This is a genomic window from Castellaniella sp. (assembly GCF_049671645.1).
Classification (GTDB): domain Bacteria; phylum Pseudomonadota; class Gammaproteobacteria; order Burkholderiales; family Burkholderiaceae_B; genus Castellaniella.
On record NZ_JBATVG010000027.1, the window covers coordinates 38358 to 54194 of the forward strand.

Consider the following 15837-nt stretch of genomic DNA (forward strand, 5'->3'; position numbering starts at 1 on the left):
GAAAGGAGGGCCGGACTTGGTCACGCACCAAGTTCCAGCAGTTTGAGGCGCTGTACTTTGCCCGATGGGCCGCGGGGCAGCTCGTCGACTACAACATATTTGCTGGGTGTCTTGTATTTACCCAATTCGCTCAGGCAGTGGCGGCGCAAGGCATCGCCGTCAAAAGCCGCCTTGTCGCGCAGCACCAGATACACGGCTATATCCTGGCCATAGTCGGGGTGCGGCACACCCACCGCGGCCGCCTCCAGGATGTTGGGATGCTTGATGACCGCCTCGTCGATCTCGCGTGGTGCAATATTTTCACCCCCCTTGATGATCAGTTCCTTGGCCCGGCCGGTAACGTAGAAGTAGCCTTGCTCGTCCTGATAACCAATGTCGCCGGTCTTGAGCCAGCCATCATCCGTGAAGGTTTCGCGTGTGCGCTCCGGATCTTTGTAGTATCCCAGCATGACGTTGCGGCCGTGGAGGATGATTTCGCCTTTTCCCTGCGGTGCGGCTTGCTTGCCATCGGCAGTGATCACCATGGCGCGCATGCCAGACGGTGTGCCGATGCTGCCGATGCGTCGTTCCTCAGGTTCTATGGGGTTGCTGAATGCGGGTGCGGCCGTTTCCGTCAAGCCCATGGTCTCGATGATGCCGATGCCGAACCGGTTTTCGAAGGCGCGATGATGTTCCGGCGCCAATGCTGACGATGCTGACCGACAGAACCGCAGGCGGGACAGGTCCGGCATCGCGCGGTCATTGCCGTCATTGAGCAGGTAGGAAATGATGGTAGGCACCACGTTGATCCAGGTGCACTGGAAACGGCTGGCATCCGTCCAGAAGGATGCGGCCGAGAATCGCGGCGTCATCACCACTGACCCTTCGTGCACCAGCGGTGCGATCAGCGTCACCACTAAGCCGTTGATGTGGTAGAGCGGCAGCGAGCCCAGCACCCGATCATTCCGGGTCAGGCGGTGAGCCTCGCTGATGCAGCGGCCGTTGTAGATCAGGCTGTCGTGGCTGTGCAGCACACCCTTGGGTACACCTGTCGTGCCGGATGTGTACATCAGCAAGGCCGGGTCGTCCGGCGCGGGCTCGGCCATGGTGGCGCCGGCGACCGGGTCTGGCGCGAATAATGGTACGTCGTCGCTCGCCGGGTCGCACTCCACCACCCGGATGTCACGGTCCACCTCGCGCAAGGCGGCCGCCAGCGTGCCGGCTTGCTCCTTGCTCGTGAAGATCAGCCGTGTATCGGAGTGGTCGAGAACATGCTTGAGCTGTGCGTGCTGGCACATCAGGTTGATCGGATTGGCGACCAGGCCGTTGGCCATGATGCCCAGCAACAGGACCGCCGTCAGTTCGCCGTTGGGCATATAGACGGACACCTTGTCGCCCGTATCCAGGCCCAGTGCCTTGAATTGTCGCCCCAGGTGCTGACACTGCTGCCACAGGCGCCCGCAGCTCAACTCGCGGCCGCTGTCGGACGAAATGAGATAGGGGCTGTCCGGCTGGCGAGCAGCCAGAGAGCGCAGCAATTGCGCGAAAGTAAGTTGCTCGCTCATGCGCCATACCTCTCGAAGTATCCGCCCAGCACCTGCTCCACCGTGGGCTTGCGTTCCGGAATCCGGCGCGCTACGCGCGTGATGTTCATGTAGTGGCGGTAGTGCATGTTGCCGGAGAAGTTGTTGCCGCCCCATGTGCCGCAGCCCATGGACAGAGAGAAGGGCAGTCCGTTGTCGAAATTACCGCCCGTGGCAAAGCAATGCGCCTGGTTGACGATGACCCGGGACACCGGCAGCGTCTGGCCCAGCACCTCTGCTTGATTCTTGTCACTTGTGTGCAGGCCGACTGAATGGCCCGCACCCATGTAGGCATACTGACGCCATACCATGTCGCAGGCCTCGTCGAAATTCGATGCGCGGTAGACGGTCAGAACCGGCGAAAGCTTTTCTCCGGAAAAGGGGTGATCGCTGCCGAAGTCGGTCTCTTCGACCAGCAGCACCGTCAGTGCGTCCGACGCGATCCGGTCGCTCAGGTCCAGGCCGGCGATGGTGGCTATTTCAGCGGCTGGCTTGCCTGTCACTGCGCCGCTCAGCTTGCCGGCAGTCCACATGACAGCTTGCAGTCGCTGTTTCTCCGTGGAGGTGAGCAGCACTGCTCCTTGCGCCCGCAGGGCGGCCAGCAAGGCGTCGTACGCTGAAGCAACCACCACCAGACTGTTTTCCGAGGAGCAACTGGTGGCGTTGTCGAAAGTCTTGGAAGCCACGATCTTGGCAGCGGCGTCCATCACGTCGGCAGAACCATCCACGATCGATGCCACGTTGCCTGCGCCCACTCCAAACGCCGGCGTGCCACAGGTATAAGCCATGCGGACATTGGATTTCGATCCGGTGGCGACCACGAGGTCTGCCTGGCGCATGAGCTCGGCCGTCGCGGCCTTGGTGATGGGCGCCGGCAGGCATTGCACCAGATCAGCGGGCAGGCCGCATTTGCGTAGCTGCTCGTGAATGAAGCCGATCAGCATCTGGCATGAGCCCAGCCCCTTGGGGGACGGCGCCACGATGACCGCATTGCCACATTTGAGTGCATTGATGATCTTATTGGCGGGTGTAGCAGCCGGATTGGTGGATGGCGTGACGGCGGCCACCACCCCGACGGGGCGGGCGATCTCGGTAATCCCGGTCGCCTCATCGTGAGTCATGACCCCGGTGGAGATGACCCCTTGCAGGTCGCGCAGCAGGCCCAGGGTCTTGCGATCATTCTTACGGATCTTGTCGGCCACGTTTCCCAGCCCGGTGTCGGCAACCGCTCGTTCGGCCAGCAGGCGATTGCGCTCGGGTTCCATGATGGCCCAGGCGGCGGCAGCGACAGCATCATCCAGAGCTTCCTGCCCCATTCCCGAGAATAGGATCTGGGCGCTGCGCGCCCTTTGTATCAATTGATCGACCTGGTCGTTCCTGGCGATTTCCGTATCCGGACGGATTTCCTGAAGTTCCATCTCCTGCTCCTCCTGGTTGGACGGACTAGCATCCAATCTACGTGAGCGGAGAAATAAAGCGTCCCGATTTTTCATGATTCGGTGACGGGATCATCGGTGCGGATGGAAAGACGCGGTTTTCGGGACTACAGTCAATGAAAACGTGAGGAACTCCGCATGTCATCGACCCAGAGCAATGCTACGGCAGTGCGCGCCTTCCGCATCATAGAAATCCTGTCCCAGGCCCGGGAACCGCTATCGCTGGCACAGATCTCCGATCGCATCGAATTGCCAAAGCAGTCCGTTCATCGGCTGCTCAAGCAGCTCGAGAGCGCGTGGCTGGTGACGCGCAATAGTCCAGGGAAACATTACGAATGTTCGTCACGCGTGCGCCGGATGGCCATCAGTATGCTGATGGTGTCAGGGCCGGCAGCGGCTCGAAGGGCGCTATTGCAACAGCTTGTGGACGCTGTGGATGAAACCTGCAACCTGACCATGTCCAGCGGTGACGGTATCGTATATCTGGACAGAGTGGAAGCCAACTGGCCTTTGCCCACGACGCTGCAGGCGGGCACTCGGGTTCCCTTGCACTGTACTTCCAGCGGCAAGCTGTTGCTCAGTTTCATGCCCAGGCAGCAGCGCGAACGCTTGCTGGAGAAGCTGCCCTTGCGTGTGAGTACGCAACAGACCATCACCAGCCCTGAAGTGCTGCGGGAAGAGCTGGTGCGCATCCGTCGCAACCGGCTCAGCTTCAACAATCAGGAGTACATGCCGGGTATCGTGGGAATGGCAGTGCCGGTCATGCTGGACAGCCGCCGTGCGTGCGCGGCGGTCGCCATCCAATCGTCGATAGAGCGTACGAGCGTGGAAGGCCTGACGGCTCATCTTTCGCAGCTGCGCGATACTGCCGAGAAAATGGCCGCCATTTTTCGCGAAAATCACGCATCGCTCTAGACGGGCAGCCACCCCCCCAGAAATCAATCCCAATCCGGAACAAGACCCTCCGGGTTCGCTAACCGCTCGTTCCGATCCAGCTGGGCGATCGCGGCAAGATCTTCGTCATCCAGGCTCAGGGAAGCCGCCTTGAGATTGCTCTCGAGATTGGCGCGTCTGGTCGACGACGGGATGACGGAGAACCCTTGCAGCAGCGCCCAGGCCAGTGCGACTTGCGCCGATGTCGCGCCGTGCTTGTCGGCAATCTGTCGCAATACCGGGTCCTGTACCGCCTTGCCATAGGCGAGCGTCATGTACGAGGTCAGATGAATGCCGTGTTCGCGAGCGAACGCCACCAATGTTCGGTTCTGCAGGTAGGGGCTGATCTCCACCTGATTGGTCGCGATGTTCTCGCGCCCGATCGCGGCCATGGCTTCACCCAACAGCGCAGTGGTGAAGTTGGAAACGCCGATCTGTCGTGTCAGCCCCTGTGCGCGTGCTTCGAGCAGGGCTTGGAGCGACTCGGCCAACGGGACGGCGCCGCCGGGCGACGGCCAATGGATCAAGGTCAGATCAACGTGGTCCGTCCGCAATTTCTCCAGACTGGCTTCCAGGCTTGGAATCAGCGTGTCGCTCGATAGATTGTCGATCCAGATTTTCGTGGTGAGGAACAATTCATTGCGCGGAACGCCGGATTCCATGATCGCCTGACCGACTGCCGCTTCATTCTCATAGATCTGCGCGGTATCGACAGCGCGATAGCCGACTTCGAGGGCGGTGCGAACCGAATCGACCGCGGTCTGGCCCTGGAGACGGAAGGTGCCGACACCGATAGGGGGGATGGACATGGGAATAACTCCTGTTTGATTAAATGAAAATGCGGCGCGGCGCGGCGTGCACTCGCCGGCCTTCGCGATCGCGTCGGTCCAGCCGGCCGGCCCGGACGGTCATCAACAACGCCAGCACCACGCTGGCCGCGATGATCGGCCCGATCGAGAAGAAGACACCGTGCGCCAGGCTGGTCGGCATGCGTGTCACGATCAGTGATTCGTAGCCTGGTGCTTGCCAGGCCACCAGGTTGCCGATGGTGAACAAGGTCATCAGGCCGAGCAGCAGCGCCTTGCGCGGCGCTTTGCCGGTCAAGGCGGTCAGCATTGGCGCGCCGACGGCCACGCCCAGCGCATAGAGACTGACCAGCAGCCCGGCGGCCGGCAGGCTGACGGATAAGTCGGCGGCGATCGTAGGGAGCAGGTCCGCAATGACGAACTCTGTCGTCCCGATGGCGAACGCACCGATTGTCAGTGCCAATAGAGCGATGGGCATGATTGCAGTCTCGCGTCGAAGATGGAGAAGATGCAATTCTGGGCCAGATCGTTTATTCTAAAAAGTCCATATTCATGAAATTACGTTTGATTTAATATCAATAATGAAGTCAACTCTGGATGAGATGCAGGCTTTGATCGCCGTGGTCGATACGGGGGCGATATCGCGTGCTGCGGAACACCTTGGACTGACAGTGTCAGCGGTCAGTCGCACCTTGAGCCGGCTGGAAGAAAAGCTGGACACAACGCTTCTTCAGCGCACCACGCGGCGTCTGGAATTGACCGAGGAAGGCGCTGTCTTTCTCGAGCGGGCCAGAGAGATCGTCGCCAGCGTGGAGGACGCCGAGGAAAACCTGTCCACGCGTCGCGAACAGCCGGTCGGGCGTCTGCGCGTGGATGCCGCCACGCCCTTCATGTTGCATGGCGTGGTTCCCCTGGTCGCGGGGTATCGGGCGCGCTATCCGCAGGTGAATCTGGAATTGACCAGCAACGACGGCTTGATCGACTTGCTGGAGCAGCGCACGGATGTGGCGATCCGCATCGGCAGGCTGAAAGACTCGACGCTGCACGCCCGGTTCATCGGAAGCTGCCGCCTGCGGGTGCTTGCGGCGCCTGGCTACCTGGAGCGCCATGGGCGCCCGCGCAACATCGCCGACCTGGCTCATCATGTCCTGTTGGGCTTCACACAGCCTGCCGTGCTCAATGAATGGCCTTTGCCGGCGCGGGACGATATGCCGTTGCGCATCACGCCAACCATCGCGGCCTCCAGCGGGGAAACTTTGCGTCAATTGGCGCTGGATGGCGCGGGCATCGTTTGCCTGTCCGACTTCATGACCCATCACGATCGTGCCGCAGGGCGCCTGGTCCCACTGTTTTCCAGCCGCACCCTGGATGTGCGGCAGCCGATCAATGCCGTGTACTACCGCAACACGGCGCTGTCGGCCCGGATCTCCACGTTCGTGAACTACTTGAGCGACCATTGGGATACGGGTGCTGGCGGCAGCCCCCCATCGCGTCCGTGATGGGAAGAAAGACCTGGCGGTCCCCGCGCCCTCAGTGATGCAGGATCTGCTCCAGGAACAATTTCGTGCGCGCGCTCTTGGGCTGCGAGAAGAACTCCGCCGGCGGCGCTTCCTCGATGATCTGCCCCTTGTCCATGAAGATCACCCGGTCCGCCACGGTCTTCGCGAAGCCCATCTCGTGTGTCACGCACAGCATCGTCATGCCGGACTGCGCCAGTTCGATCATGACGTCCAGGACTTCCTTGATCATTTCCGGGTCCAGGGCGGACGTCGGCTCGTCGAACAGCATCACGTCCGGCTTCATGCACAGCGCCCGCGCGATCGCGACGCGCTGCTGCTGCCCGCCCGATAGCTGGGGCGGGAATTTGTTCGCCTGATCGGGAATGCGCACGCGGTTCAGGTATTCCATGGCCGTGGCCTCGGCTTCGCGCCGGGGGGTCTTGCTGACCCACATCGGGGCCAGGCAGCAGTTCTGCAGGACCGTCAGGTGGGGGAACAGGTTGAACTGCTGGAACACCATGCCGACGCGGCTGCGGATCAGTTCGATATCCTTGACGTCGGCCGTCAGCTCCACGCCATCGACGGTGATGCGTCCTTGTTGATGTTCCTCCAGCCGGTTGATGCAGCGGATGAAGGTGGACTTGCCCGATCCCGAGGGGCCGCAGATCACGATCCGCTCGCCGCGCTGCACGGTCAGATTGATGTCCTTGAGCACGTGGAACTGGCCGTACCATTTGTGCACGTTTTCGACGTGGATGACGGTTTCTTTGGGGGTGGCGGTTTCGCTGGACATGGGCTTTATGGGTGTCAGAGGTTCATACCTGGGCTATTCGTCCCCGGCCCCGGCGCGCAGCTTGCGTTCCAGGTTGCGGCTGTACAGGGACAGGCCAAAGGTAAACACGAAGAAGATGGCGGCCACGAACAGGTAGGCTTCCGTCGTCACGTCGCCCCAGGCCGGGTCGGAAATCGTGGACTGGATCGTGCCCAGGATGTCGAACAGGCCGATGATGAGGACCAGCGTGGTGTCCTTGAACAGGGCGATCAAGGTGTTGACGATGCCGGGGATCACGGTTTTCAGCGCCTGGGGCAAGATGATCAGGATCATCTTTTTCCAGTAGCCCAGGCCCAGGGCGTCGGCGGCTTCGTACTGGCCGGGTGAAATCGCCTGCAGGCCGCCTCGCACGATTTCGGCCATGTAGGCCCCCCAGAAGCAGCTCATGCCGATGAAGACCCGCAGCAGCTTGTCGAAGGTGACGTCGCGCGGCAGGAACAGGGGGATCATCACCGATGCCATGAAAAACACGGTGATCAGCGGCACGCCGCGCCACAGCTCGATGAAGGCCACCGACAGGCCGCGGATAGCGGGCATCTTCGAACGCCGGCCCAGGGCCAGGAAGATGCCGATGGGCAAGGATGCCACCATGCCGGAATAGGCCAGCACCAGCGTCAGCATCAGGCCGCCCCATTTGTTGGTGGCCACGACCGGCAGCCCGAACAGCCCGCCGTAGATCAGGATGAACCCGGTGATGGGCAACACCGTGAAGCCCAGCGTCAGCAGCACTCTGCGCCCGGGAAACCCGGGAATCATCTGCGGCGCGAAGCAGGCCGCGATGATGAAGAACACGACATTGACGCGCCAGGTCTCGGCGTCGGGGTAGAAGCCGTAGATGAAAAAGTTCAGGCGCTGGCTGATGAATACCCAGCAGGCGGCGCCGCGCGTGCAGTCGGCTTCGGAGGTGCCCAGGAAATGGGCGTCGATGAGGGACCAGTCCAGGAGAGGGACCAGCAGGCGGACCAGGGCGTAGACCAGCACGACCGTGAGCAGGCCGTTGTACCAGGTCGAGAACAGATTCTTGCGGACCCAGCCCAGGAGTCCGGTCTGCGATCTGGGGGGCGGCAGGTCGGGCGCCGCGTCCGGGGTGTTCAGGGCAGGCGTGGTCATGAGCGGCCCCCTCGGAGAGCGACTCGCTGGTTGTACAGATTCATGCTCAGGGAAATCAGCAGGCTGATCGACAGGTACACCCCCATGGTGATGGCCACGATTTCCACCGCGCGGCCGGTCTGGTTCAGGGTGGTCCCCATGAATACGGCCACCAGGTCCGGATAGCCGATGGCGGTGGCCAGGGAGGAGTTCTTGAACAGGTCCAGGTATTGCGTGGTGAGCTGCGGAATGATGACGCGCAGGGCTTGCGGAATGATGACCAGGCGCAGCGACCGCCCGGGCCTGAGGCCCAGCGCGGATGCCGCTTCGCGCTGGCCCTTGCTGACGGATTCGATGCCGGAGCGCACGATTTCGGCGATGAAGGCTGCGGTGAACATGGTCAGCGCGACCAGCAGCGCGCCCAGTTCGGGGATGAAGTTCAACCCGCCGCTGTAGTTGAATCCGTGCAGGGCGGGGATGCTCCAGTGCAGCGGCATCCCCAGCAGCAGGAAGACCAGGATGGGGAGCCCGATGATCAGGGCCGCGTTGATCCAGAACACCGGAAGCCGTTGGCCGGTGCGTTCCTGCCTGCGGCGGACATAGGCCGACCATCCCAGGCTGGCCGCGATGGCCAGCGCGAAGGCCAGCGTCACGAAGCCGAAGCCGGCTTCTGCCTGGGGGGCCGGCAGATAGATGCCCCGGTTGTTCAGGTAGAACAGGTCCAGCACATTGAGGCTGTTACGAGTGCTGGGCAGGCCGCGGATGACCGCGAAATACCAGAAGAAAATTTGCAGCAACAAAGGGATGTTGCGAAAGATCTCGATGTAGGCGAGCGCCAGTTTGGACACCAGCCAATTGCTCGACAGGCGCGCGATCCCGATGATGAACCCCAGGATGGTGGCCAGCACGATGCCGATTGCCGAGACCAGCAGGGTGTTGAGCAGGCCGACCAGGAACACGCGGAAATAGCTCATGCTCTCGTTGTAAGGGATCAGCGAGAACAGCACGCCGAAACCGGCCTGGTTGTCCAGGAACCCGAAGCCTGTGCGGATGCCTCGCGCCTGCATGTTGTCCAGGGTGTTGTCGAACAGTGTCCAGCCCAGCCAGACGACCAGCGCCAGGGCGACTGCCTGGAACAGGATGGCGCGGATATGCGGGTCGTTGCGCCATCGGCGCGCGGGGGGACGATGGGAATGCGGGGTGGTCGTTGTCATGGATGCATGGCGTGCTGCGCGGGCCGGGCCCGGCAGCACGTATTGACAGGGACGGAGCAGCTAGTCGTAAGCCGGGATCAGCGCAAGGGCATGGCGTACATCAGGCCGCCATCGGTCCAGAGCGCATTGACCCCGCGCTTCAGGCCCAGTTGTCCGTGGGCGCCGACCGTATGGTCGAACATCTCTCCGTAGTTGCCCACCTGCTTGATGGCGTTGTAGGCGAACTGATCCGACAGCCCCAGTTTCTGGCCCATGTGATCGCTTTTGCCCAGCAGGCGCTGGATCAGCGGATTGTCCGATTTCATCATCTCGTCGACGTTCTTGGACGTCACCCCCAGTTCCTCGGCGCGGATGATGGAATAGTAAGTCCAGCGGACCAGGGTGTCCCATTGCGCGTCGCCCTTGGCCACGGCGGGGCTGAGCGGTTCCTTGGAGATCAGTTCCGGCAGGATGACGGCATCGTCGGGGTTGGGCAGCTTGACGCGCAAGGCGGCCAGCTGGGACGAGTCCGACGTCAGGGTATCGCAGCGGCCGTCCTTGAAGGCCGTGATCGATGCCGCCGTGTTGTCCACCACCAGCGGGGTGTACTTCATCTTGTGCGCGCGGAAATAGTCGGCCAGATTCAGCTCGGTGGTGGTGCCGGTGATCGTGCAGACCGTGGCGCCGGACAGGTCCTTGATGTGGTCGACCCCCAGCGATTTCTTCACCATGAAGCCCTGGCCGTCGTAGAAGGTGACGCCGGTGAAGCTGACGCCCAGTTCCGCGTCCCGGGTCAGCGTCCAGGTGGCGTTGTGCGCGAGCAGGTCGATGGCGCCCGTCTGCAGCGCCGTGAAGCGTTCTTTATCCGGCAGCGGCGAGAACTGGACCTTGGTGGCATCGCCCAGCACGGCGGCGGCGACGGCGCGGCAGAAGTCGACGTCCAGCCCGGTCCATTGGCCCTTGTCGTCGGGTGCGGCGAAACCCGGCAGGCCGGTATTGACCCCGCAGCGGACATAGCCGCGCTGCTGGACGTCGGCGAGCGTGGCCGCCGAGGCGCTGGCCGCGAAGGTGCCTGCGAGTCCGAGCGCAAGAACGGTCAGGGCCGCCTTGAATGTGGTGGTGCGCATGTGTGAGTCTCCTCTGGGTTTGAAGTGACGAAGCAGCCGATGTTCTTTCTGTGATCATGTCCGCCATGCCGGCGAGCGCAGGGTGGGCACTGCCGCCGCCCCGGCCTGGGCCGGTGGTGGTACATGATAGAACTGCGGCCCTGAAAGGAAAAGCCGGGAGAAACCCCGGTAAGCGAAGCGGGCCTTGCCGGAAGCCATGGGTGCTTCGGATCGCCGATCGATCCTTCCTTCGGAGGTCCCTGTGCGCCGGGCGGGGCGGCAGGCCGCTCAGCGACCGGCGATCGAGCCGCTGGCGTAGCCTTGCGGCGCGCGGCTGCGCAGGGCGGCCATCAGGATCAGGGAAGCCAGGATCAAGGCGACGGACAGCCAGGGCAGATCCGCCAGCCCGAAAGTCTGCGTCGCCAGGCCGCCCAGGGCGGTGCCGATGGCGATGCCGATCTGCATGCCGGACTGGTTGAGTCCCACCAGGACCCCTTGCGCCCCCGGGATCATCGCCGCGGCCCTGACCTGTTGGGCCGGCCCTGCGGCCCATGCCGATATCGACCACAGCATCAGGATGGCGGCCACCGCCGCCAGCGACCCGGGCGCCAGGACCCACGCGGCCAATGGCAGGGTGGCCAGAAAGAGCATTTGCAAGAGTTTGGAGACGACCAGGGTTGCGTGGAACCCGTGCCGGTCGGTGCGGCTGCCGCCCAGCCGCGAACCCGCCAGGCTGGCCACGCCGAACGCCAGGAGCACCGGGCTGACCCATTCGCTGGGCAGATGCTGGACGTCGATCAGGTAGGGAGTCAGGTAGCTGTAGGTCGTGACGTATCCGGCCATCCACAGCACGGTGACCATCAGGCCTCCGATGATCGCCGGGCGCCGGAGGATGGCAAGTTGTTCGCGCAGCGGAATGGAGGCGGCGGGGCTCAAGGCCGGCAGGACGATGCGGTGGCTCAGCGCCGTGGCCAGGCTCAAGAGCCCGATTAGCGGGAATACGGCATGCCAACCGAAGCGCAGGGCGATTTCCCGGCCGATCGGGACCGCCACGATCAGGGACGCGGTGAACCCCATGATGACGGTGGCGATCGCGCGCCCCTGGCGCTGAACGCCGGCCAGCGTGGCGGCGGTGGACAGGGCGGTCACGACGGCGGTGCCGCCCGACAGCGCCTGGATGATGCGCAGCGGGACGAACGCCCAGAAGTCGTTCACCAGCAGCGTGAGCATGCTGGCCAGCCCGTAGACCGTCATGGCGGTGATCATGACCGTGCGCCTGCCGATGTGACTGCTCAAGGCGATGACGAGCGGTACGCACAGGCCGTAGACGAATGCGTAGAGGGTGATCAATTGCCCGGTGAGCGCGACCGGGGCGTTCAGGCCCGGGGCCACCAGGTCCAGTATGCCGGCGAGTATGTATTCATTGGCCCCGGCGACGAAGGTCGTCATCGCGAGCAGCAGGATTTGGTATCTGGGAGAGAGTGTCATGATTTCATATCTACGATTTGGAATTTATCGATGTATTGAAATAAAAATGGACGCGCATGCGGGGGCTTGGGCGTGTTGGCTAGAGTTCCCGGACGATGGCGGAAGCCACTGCGGCCACCGCGTGTTCGTCCCGCTTGTAGCGCGTGTATTTCCCGACCCGGGCCGCCGTGACCAGGCCTGCGTCGCGCAGCATCGACATATAGGTCGAGGCCGTGGACTGATTGACGCCCAGGAGTTCGGAAATCTGCAGGACGCAGACGCCATCGGCGGCGGGATCGGTGCCGCCGACAGGCCTGAAGTGCGTGCGTGGATCCCGCATCGCCGACAGCACGGTGCGGCGATGGGTATTGTCCAGAGCTTTGAGTGCCAGATCGAGGTCCATGACGGGATACTAGACGACATATTGCAAATCGTCAAATTGTTTCGAATTGCCATGCGCGGGAGCGGCCGCATGCGCACCGGGCAATCGGGGCGGATCCGAGGGCCGCAACCGGCGTCTGCCGGGCCCCGGACTGGCCCCGGACGGCGTTCGGCGGCGCCGCTTGCGTTATCGTTGTCCCTTGGGAGTTCCGTTTTTCACCCAGGAGGGTCGCACATGTCCGATGGCATCATTCTGTATACCAACCCCCAGTCGCGGGGCCGCGTCGCGCGCTGGATGCTGGAAGAAACCGGCATCGCCTACCAGACCCGGGTGCTGGACTTCGGGACCAGCATGAAGGCTCCGGACTATCTGGCGATCAACCCCATGGGCAAGGTGCCGGCTCTTCGTCACGGCGAGCAGGTCGTCACCGAATGCGCGGCGATCTGCGCCTATCTGGCGGATGCGTTTCCGCAGGCGGGCCTGAGACCCGCGCCGGACAATCTGGCCGATTATTACCGCTGGCTCTTTTTCGCCGCCGGCCCGCTGGAAGCCGCGATCACCGATGCCCGTGTCCTGGGCGTGGTGCCGGATGCGAAGAAGCAGGCGGTGGTCGGGTATGGCAGCTATGACGCCGTCATCGACGCGCTCTCGCTGGCGGTGTCGTCCAGCGACTATGTGGCCGGGAATCGGTTCACGGCGGCGGACGTCTACGTGGGCGCCCAGGTCGCCTGGGGCCTGAATTTCGGCACCATCGAAAAACGCCCCGAATTCCAGCGATACGCGGATCGTGTCTGCCAGCGTCCGGCTTTCCGCCGCGCCGCCGAACTGGACGATCTGCTGATCAAGAAGTAGGCCGGGGCATGTCGGGGCCGGCCTTGTCCGGCGCCATGAAGCCGCCGGTCTGGCGGCGCCACAGGTGCGCATACAGCCCGCCCCGGGCCAGCAGTTCGGCATGGGTGCCGGTTTCGGTGATGCGGCCCTGGTCCAGCACGACCAGGCGGTCCATGCGGGCGATGGTCGACAGCCTGTGCGCGATGGCGATGACGGTCTTGCCCTGCATCAGGATGTCCAGGCTGTCCTGGATGGCGGCCTCGGTGTCCGAATCCAGGGCGCTGGTGGCCTCGTCCAGCACCAGGATCGGGGCATCCTTCAGCAGCACGCGCGCGATGGCGATGCGCTGGCGCTGTCCGCCGGACAGTTTCACGCCGCGCTCGCCCACGGTGGCATCCAGGCCGCGATGGCCGTCCCGGTCGATCAGGTCCGGGATGAAGCCGTCGGCCTGGGCCTTGCGGAGGGCTTGCAGGATTTGCGTTTCGGTCGCGTCGGGCCTGCCATACAGGATATTGTCCCGGATCGAGCGGTGCAGCAGGGACGTGTCCTGGGTGACGACGCCGATCTGCGCCCGCAGGCTTTCCTGGGTGACGAGGGCGATGTCCTGCCCGTCGATGGTGATGCGGCCCTGGTGGATGTCGTGCAGGCGCAGCAGCAGGCTGACCAGGGTGGATTTCCCGGCGCCGGAGGGCCCGATCAGGCCGACCTTTTCCCCGCCCTGGATGCTCAGGTCCAGTCCGGTGAAGACAGGGTGCCGCGGATCGTAGTGGAAATGCACGTCCTCCAGGCGCAGGGCGCCGTCGGCGACGCGCAGCGGCGGCGCGTCGGCCGAGTCCTGGACGGCCCTGGGCTGCGAAATCGAAGTGATGCCGTCCTGCACCGCCCCGACGTTGGAGAAGATGCTGTTGACGACCGACATGACCCAGCCCGACATATTGCTGATGCGGATGACCAGTCCGGTGGACAGCGCGATATCGCCCACGGTGACTTCGCCCCGGCTCCAGAGCCACAGGGCCAGCCCCGACGTGCCGGCGATCAGCAGACTGTTCAGGGCCGTGACGCCCGCGTCCAGCGCGGTGGTGACGCGGGTCATGCGGGCCAGTTTGTCGGTCTGTTCGGCCAGCGCTTCGGCGACGTAGACTTCTTCCTGCCGGCGGCGTGAGAAGAGCTTCAGCGTCAGGATGTTGCCGTAGCCGTCGACGATGCGGCCCATCAGCTTGGAGGCCGCTGCCGAGGCTTGCCAGGAGCGGTCCTTCATGAGCGGCACGCAGACCCGCAGCAGGGCCGCGTAGATGGCGATCCAGACGATCAGCGGCAGGGCCAGCCGGTAGTCCGCGTGCGCGAACAGGGCGATGGCGCTGCCGGTGTAGACCACCACGTACCAGAGCGCGTCCACCAACTGGACGGCGGAATCCCGCAACGCATCGCCGGTGCGCAGGATGCGGTTGGCGACCCGGCCGGCATAGTCGTTCTGGAAGAACCCCAGGCTCTGGCGGATCACGTAGCGGTGGTTCTGCCAGCGGATGCGGTTGGTCAGGTTGGGGACGATGGTCTGGTTGACCAGCAGGTTGTGCAGGCCGCTGAAGACGGGGCGGGCGACGACCGTGATCAGCGCCATCCAGATCAGTTCGCGTGCGTGGCGGGTGAAGAAGCCCGGTTCGGGGATCTCCTTGGCCAGATCCACGATACGGCCGATGAAGCCGAACAAGGCCACTTCGATCGAGGCCACTCCCAGCCCCACCACCAGGATGGCCAGGAACACCGGCCAGACCTGGGCCAGATAGAAGGCATAGAAACGCCCCACCGACGTCGGCGGCATGCGCTCGTCGGGTTCCTGGAAGACGGCGATCCGGGATTCGAACCAACGGAACAGGGGGGTGATCAGGGTAGAGAAACGCATGGTGTGGAGAGGCCCATTCTACGCGGTCGCGAGCGCGCCGTTTCACGATCCGGGGCGCGGCGCTGGCGCTCGCCGTTTCTGATCACGAAGCGCAGGACACCCGGATCAATTTGGCGTACAGTCAAAAAGACCGTCCGATCCGGCGGTCTTGATCTGAACCTTCCAGGAGATTCGCATGAGTGTTCGGCTTGCCGTCATTTATTACTCGACCTATGGCACCAATTTCCAGATGGCGTCGATCGCCGCCGAAGCCGCCAAGGCCGCGGGCGCCGAGGTCCGGTTGCTGAAAGCGCCGGAAACGGCCCCGGCCCAGGTGGTTGCCGGCCAGGAAGCCTGGAAGGCCCAGGCCGACAAGACCGCCGATATTCCCGCCGTCACGGCGGGTGATATGGAATGGGCCAATGCCTACCTGTTTTCCTGCCCCACCCGGTTCGGCGTCATGGCCAGCCAGATGCGCGCCTTCATCGATACGCTGGGCGGCGTGTGGGCCAAGGGCGGCCTGGCCAACAAGGCTGTGTCGGCCATGTCGTCCGCGCAGAACGCGCACGGCGGCCAGGAGGCCACCATTCTGTCCTTCTATGCCACGGTATGTCACTGGGGCAGCGTCATCGTGGCGCCCGGCTTCACCGATCCGTCCATTTTCAAGGTCGGCGGCAATCCGTATGGGTACAGCCATACCCAGGGCGCTCCTTTCACGGATGACGTGAAAGCCGCCATCGGCTACCAGGCCCGCCGCCTGGTGCAGTTTGCGGGAAAGCTGGAATAAACGAGAGGGCCGGCGGCGCCTGCGGCCCGGAGGTT

Annotated in this window: 14 protein-coding genes and 1 pseudogene; 4 read left to right on the plus strand and 11 right to left on the minus strand. The window is 63.6% G+C overall.

The annotated features are described in order from the left end of the window. Positions 1 to 20: 20 nt before the first annotated feature. Together WBG56_RS14710 and sauS are read right to left on the minus strand one after the other, a co-directional pair. On the minus strand, positions 21 to 1544 hold the full coding sequence (locus tag WBG56_RS14710; protein ID WP_424269637.1) for an AMP-binding protein: 1524 nt from the start codon (positions 1542 to 1544) through the stop codon (positions 21 to 23). Next, entirely contained in the window at positions 1541 to 2980 is a 1440-nt protein-coding gene (gene sauS, locus WBG56_RS14715; RefSeq protein ID WP_424269901.1) for an acylating sulfoacetaldehyde dehydrogenase, read from the minus strand. Before sauS ends, WBG56_RS14710 begins: the two co-directional genes overlap by 4 nt. Before the next feature lie 156 nt (positions 2981 to 3136). Here sauS and WBG56_RS14720 point away from each other — a divergent pair, with 156 nt between their 5' ends. Then, positions 3137 to 3913: an IclR family transcriptional regulator gene (locus WBG56_RS14720; protein ID WP_424269639.1), complete on the plus strand. Its 777-nt coding sequence runs from the start codon at positions 3137 to 3139 to the stop codon at positions 3911 to 3913. Between the two features lie 23 nt (positions 3914 to 3936). On the opposite strand, the gene dkgB is transcribed toward WBG56_RS14720, so the two are convergent. Next, positions 3937 to 4740 carry a 2,5-didehydrogluconate reductase DkgB gene (dkgB, locus tag WBG56_RS14725; protein ID WP_424269641.1) on the minus strand — a complete coding sequence of 268 codons (804 nt, stop codon included), beginning with the start codon at positions 4738 to 4740 and terminating at the stop codon, positions 3937 to 3939. A gap of 115 nt (positions 4741 to 4855) precedes the next feature. After that, positions 4856 to 5215, minus strand: a pseudogene (locus WBG56_RS14730) (MFS transporter); the annotation flags it as partial. 103 nt (positions 5216 to 5318) lie between these two features. Between WBG56_RS14730 and WBG56_RS14735 the strand changes: the two are divergent. After that, entirely contained in the window at positions 5319 to 6236 is a 918-nt protein-coding gene (locus WBG56_RS14735) for a LysR substrate-binding domain-containing protein (RefSeq protein ID WP_424269643.1), read from the plus strand. 31 nt (positions 6237 to 6267) lie between these two features. Here the strand turns inward: WBG56_RS14735 and WBG56_RS14740 are convergent, their stop codons facing one another. The 6 genes from WBG56_RS14740 to WBG56_RS14765 all read right to left on the minus strand — a co-directional run bounded on the left by WBG56_RS14740 (position 6268) and on the right by WBG56_RS14765 (position 12326). Then, positions 6268 to 7029: an amino acid ABC transporter ATP-binding protein gene (locus tag WBG56_RS14740; protein ID WP_424269645.1), complete on the minus strand. Its 762-nt coding sequence runs from the start codon at positions 7027 to 7029 to the stop codon at positions 6268 to 6270. Between the two features lie 33 nt (positions 7030 to 7062). After that, complete coding sequence (locus tag WBG56_RS14745) at positions 7063 to 8178, minus strand: amino acid ABC transporter permease (RefSeq protein WP_424269647.1); 1116 nt, start codon at positions 8176 to 8178, stop codon at positions 7063 to 7065. Then, positions 8175 to 9371, minus strand: coding sequence for an amino acid ABC transporter permease (locus tag WBG56_RS14750; RefSeq protein ID WP_424269649.1), 1197 nt, complete (start codon positions 9369 to 9371; stop codon positions 8175 to 8177). Before WBG56_RS14750 ends, WBG56_RS14745 begins: the two co-directional genes overlap by 4 nt. A gap of 77 nt (positions 9372 to 9448) precedes the next feature. Beyond that, positions 9449 to 10477: an amino acid ABC transporter substrate-binding protein gene (locus WBG56_RS14755; RefSeq protein WP_424269651.1), complete on the minus strand. Its 1029-nt coding sequence runs from the start codon at positions 10475 to 10477 to the stop codon at positions 9449 to 9451. A 267-nt stretch (positions 10478 to 10744) separates the two neighbouring features. Then, complete coding sequence (locus tag WBG56_RS14760) at positions 10745 to 11944, minus strand: MFS transporter (RefSeq protein ID WP_424269653.1); 1200 nt, start codon at positions 11942 to 11944, stop codon at positions 10745 to 10747. A gap of 79 nt (positions 11945 to 12023) precedes the next feature. Further along, positions 12024 to 12326, minus strand: a complete 303-nt coding sequence (locus WBG56_RS14765) for an ArsR/SmtB family transcription factor (protein WP_424269655.1) — start codon at positions 12324 to 12326, stop codon at positions 12024 to 12026. 213 nt (positions 12327 to 12539) lie between these two features. On the opposite strand from WBG56_RS14765, the gene WBG56_RS14770 reads away from it, so the two are divergent. After that, the gene (locus WBG56_RS14770) at positions 12540 to 13157 is read left to right on the plus strand and encodes a glutathione S-transferase family protein (RefSeq protein WP_424269657.1); all 618 of its coding nucleotides are present in this window, start codon (positions 12540 to 12542) and stop codon (positions 13155 to 13157) included. On the opposite strand, the gene WBG56_RS14775 is transcribed toward WBG56_RS14770, so the two are convergent. Beyond that, positions 13147 to 15036 carry an ABC transporter ATP-binding protein gene (locus WBG56_RS14775; RefSeq protein WP_424269659.1) on the minus strand — a complete coding sequence of 630 codons (1890 nt, stop codon included), beginning with the start codon at positions 15034 to 15036 and terminating at the stop codon, positions 13147 to 13149. The genes WBG56_RS14770 and WBG56_RS14775 overlap by 11 nt on opposite strands. A gap of 175 nt (positions 15037 to 15211) precedes the next feature. On the opposite strand from WBG56_RS14775, the gene wrbA reads away from it, so the two are divergent. Next, positions 15212 to 15802: an NAD(P)H:quinone oxidoreductase gene (gene wrbA, locus WBG56_RS14780; RefSeq protein ID WP_424269661.1), complete on the plus strand. Its 591-nt coding sequence runs from the start codon at positions 15212 to 15214 to the stop codon at positions 15800 to 15802. Positions 15803 to 15837: the final 35 nt, after the last annotated feature.

Coding starts and splice junctions, on each gene's coding strand:
- WBG56_RS14745 (WP_424269647.1), bottom strand. CDS start 8,178: ATGACCACGCCTGCCCTGAACACCCCGGACGCGGCGCCCGACCTGCCG.
- WBG56_RS14735 (WP_424269643.1), top strand. CDS start 5,319: ATGAAGTCAACTCTGGATGAGATGCAGGCTTTGATCGCCGTGGTCGAT.
- dkgB (WP_424269641.1), bottom strand. CDS start 4,740: ATGTCCATCCCCCCTATCGGTGTCGGCACCTTCCGTCTCCAGGGCCAG.
- WBG56_RS14755 (WP_424269651.1), bottom strand. CDS start 10,477: ATGCGCACCACCACATTCAAGGCGGCCCTGACCGTTCTTGCGCTCGGA.
- WBG56_RS14740 (WP_424269645.1), bottom strand. CDS start 7,029: ATGTCCAGCGAAACCGCCACCCCCAAAGAAACCGTCATCCACGTCGAA.
- WBG56_RS14720 (WP_424269639.1), top strand. CDS start 3,137: ATGTCATCGACCCAGAGCAATGCTACGGCAGTGCGCGCCTTCCGCATC.
- WBG56_RS14765 (WP_424269655.1), bottom strand. CDS start 12,326: ATGGACCTCGATCTGGCACTCAAAGCTCTGGACAATACCCATCGCCGC.
- WBG56_RS14775 (WP_424269659.1), bottom strand. CDS start 15,036: ATGCGTTTCTCTACCCTGATCACCCCCCTGTTCCGTTGGTTCGAATCC.
- WBG56_RS14750 (WP_424269649.1), bottom strand. CDS start 9,371: ATGACAACGACCACCCCGCATTCCCATCGTCCCCCCGCGCGCCGATGG.
- WBG56_RS14760 (WP_424269653.1), bottom strand. CDS start 11,944: ATGACACTCTCTCCCAGATACCAAATCCTGCTGCTCGCGATGACGACC.
- wrbA (WP_424269661.1), top strand. CDS start 15,212: ATGAGTGTTCGGCTTGCCGTCATTTATTACTCGACCTATGGCACCAAT.
- WBG56_RS14770 (WP_424269657.1), top strand. CDS start 12,540: ATGTCCGATGGCATCATTCTGTATACCAACCCCCAGTCGCGGGGCCGC.
- sauS (WP_424269901.1), bottom strand. CDS start 2,980: ATGGAACTTCAGGAAATCCGTCCGGATACGGAAATCGCCAGGAACGAC.
- WBG56_RS14710 (WP_424269637.1), bottom strand. CDS start 1,544: ATGAGCGAGCAACTTACTTTCGCGCAATTGCTGCGCTCTCTGGCTGCT.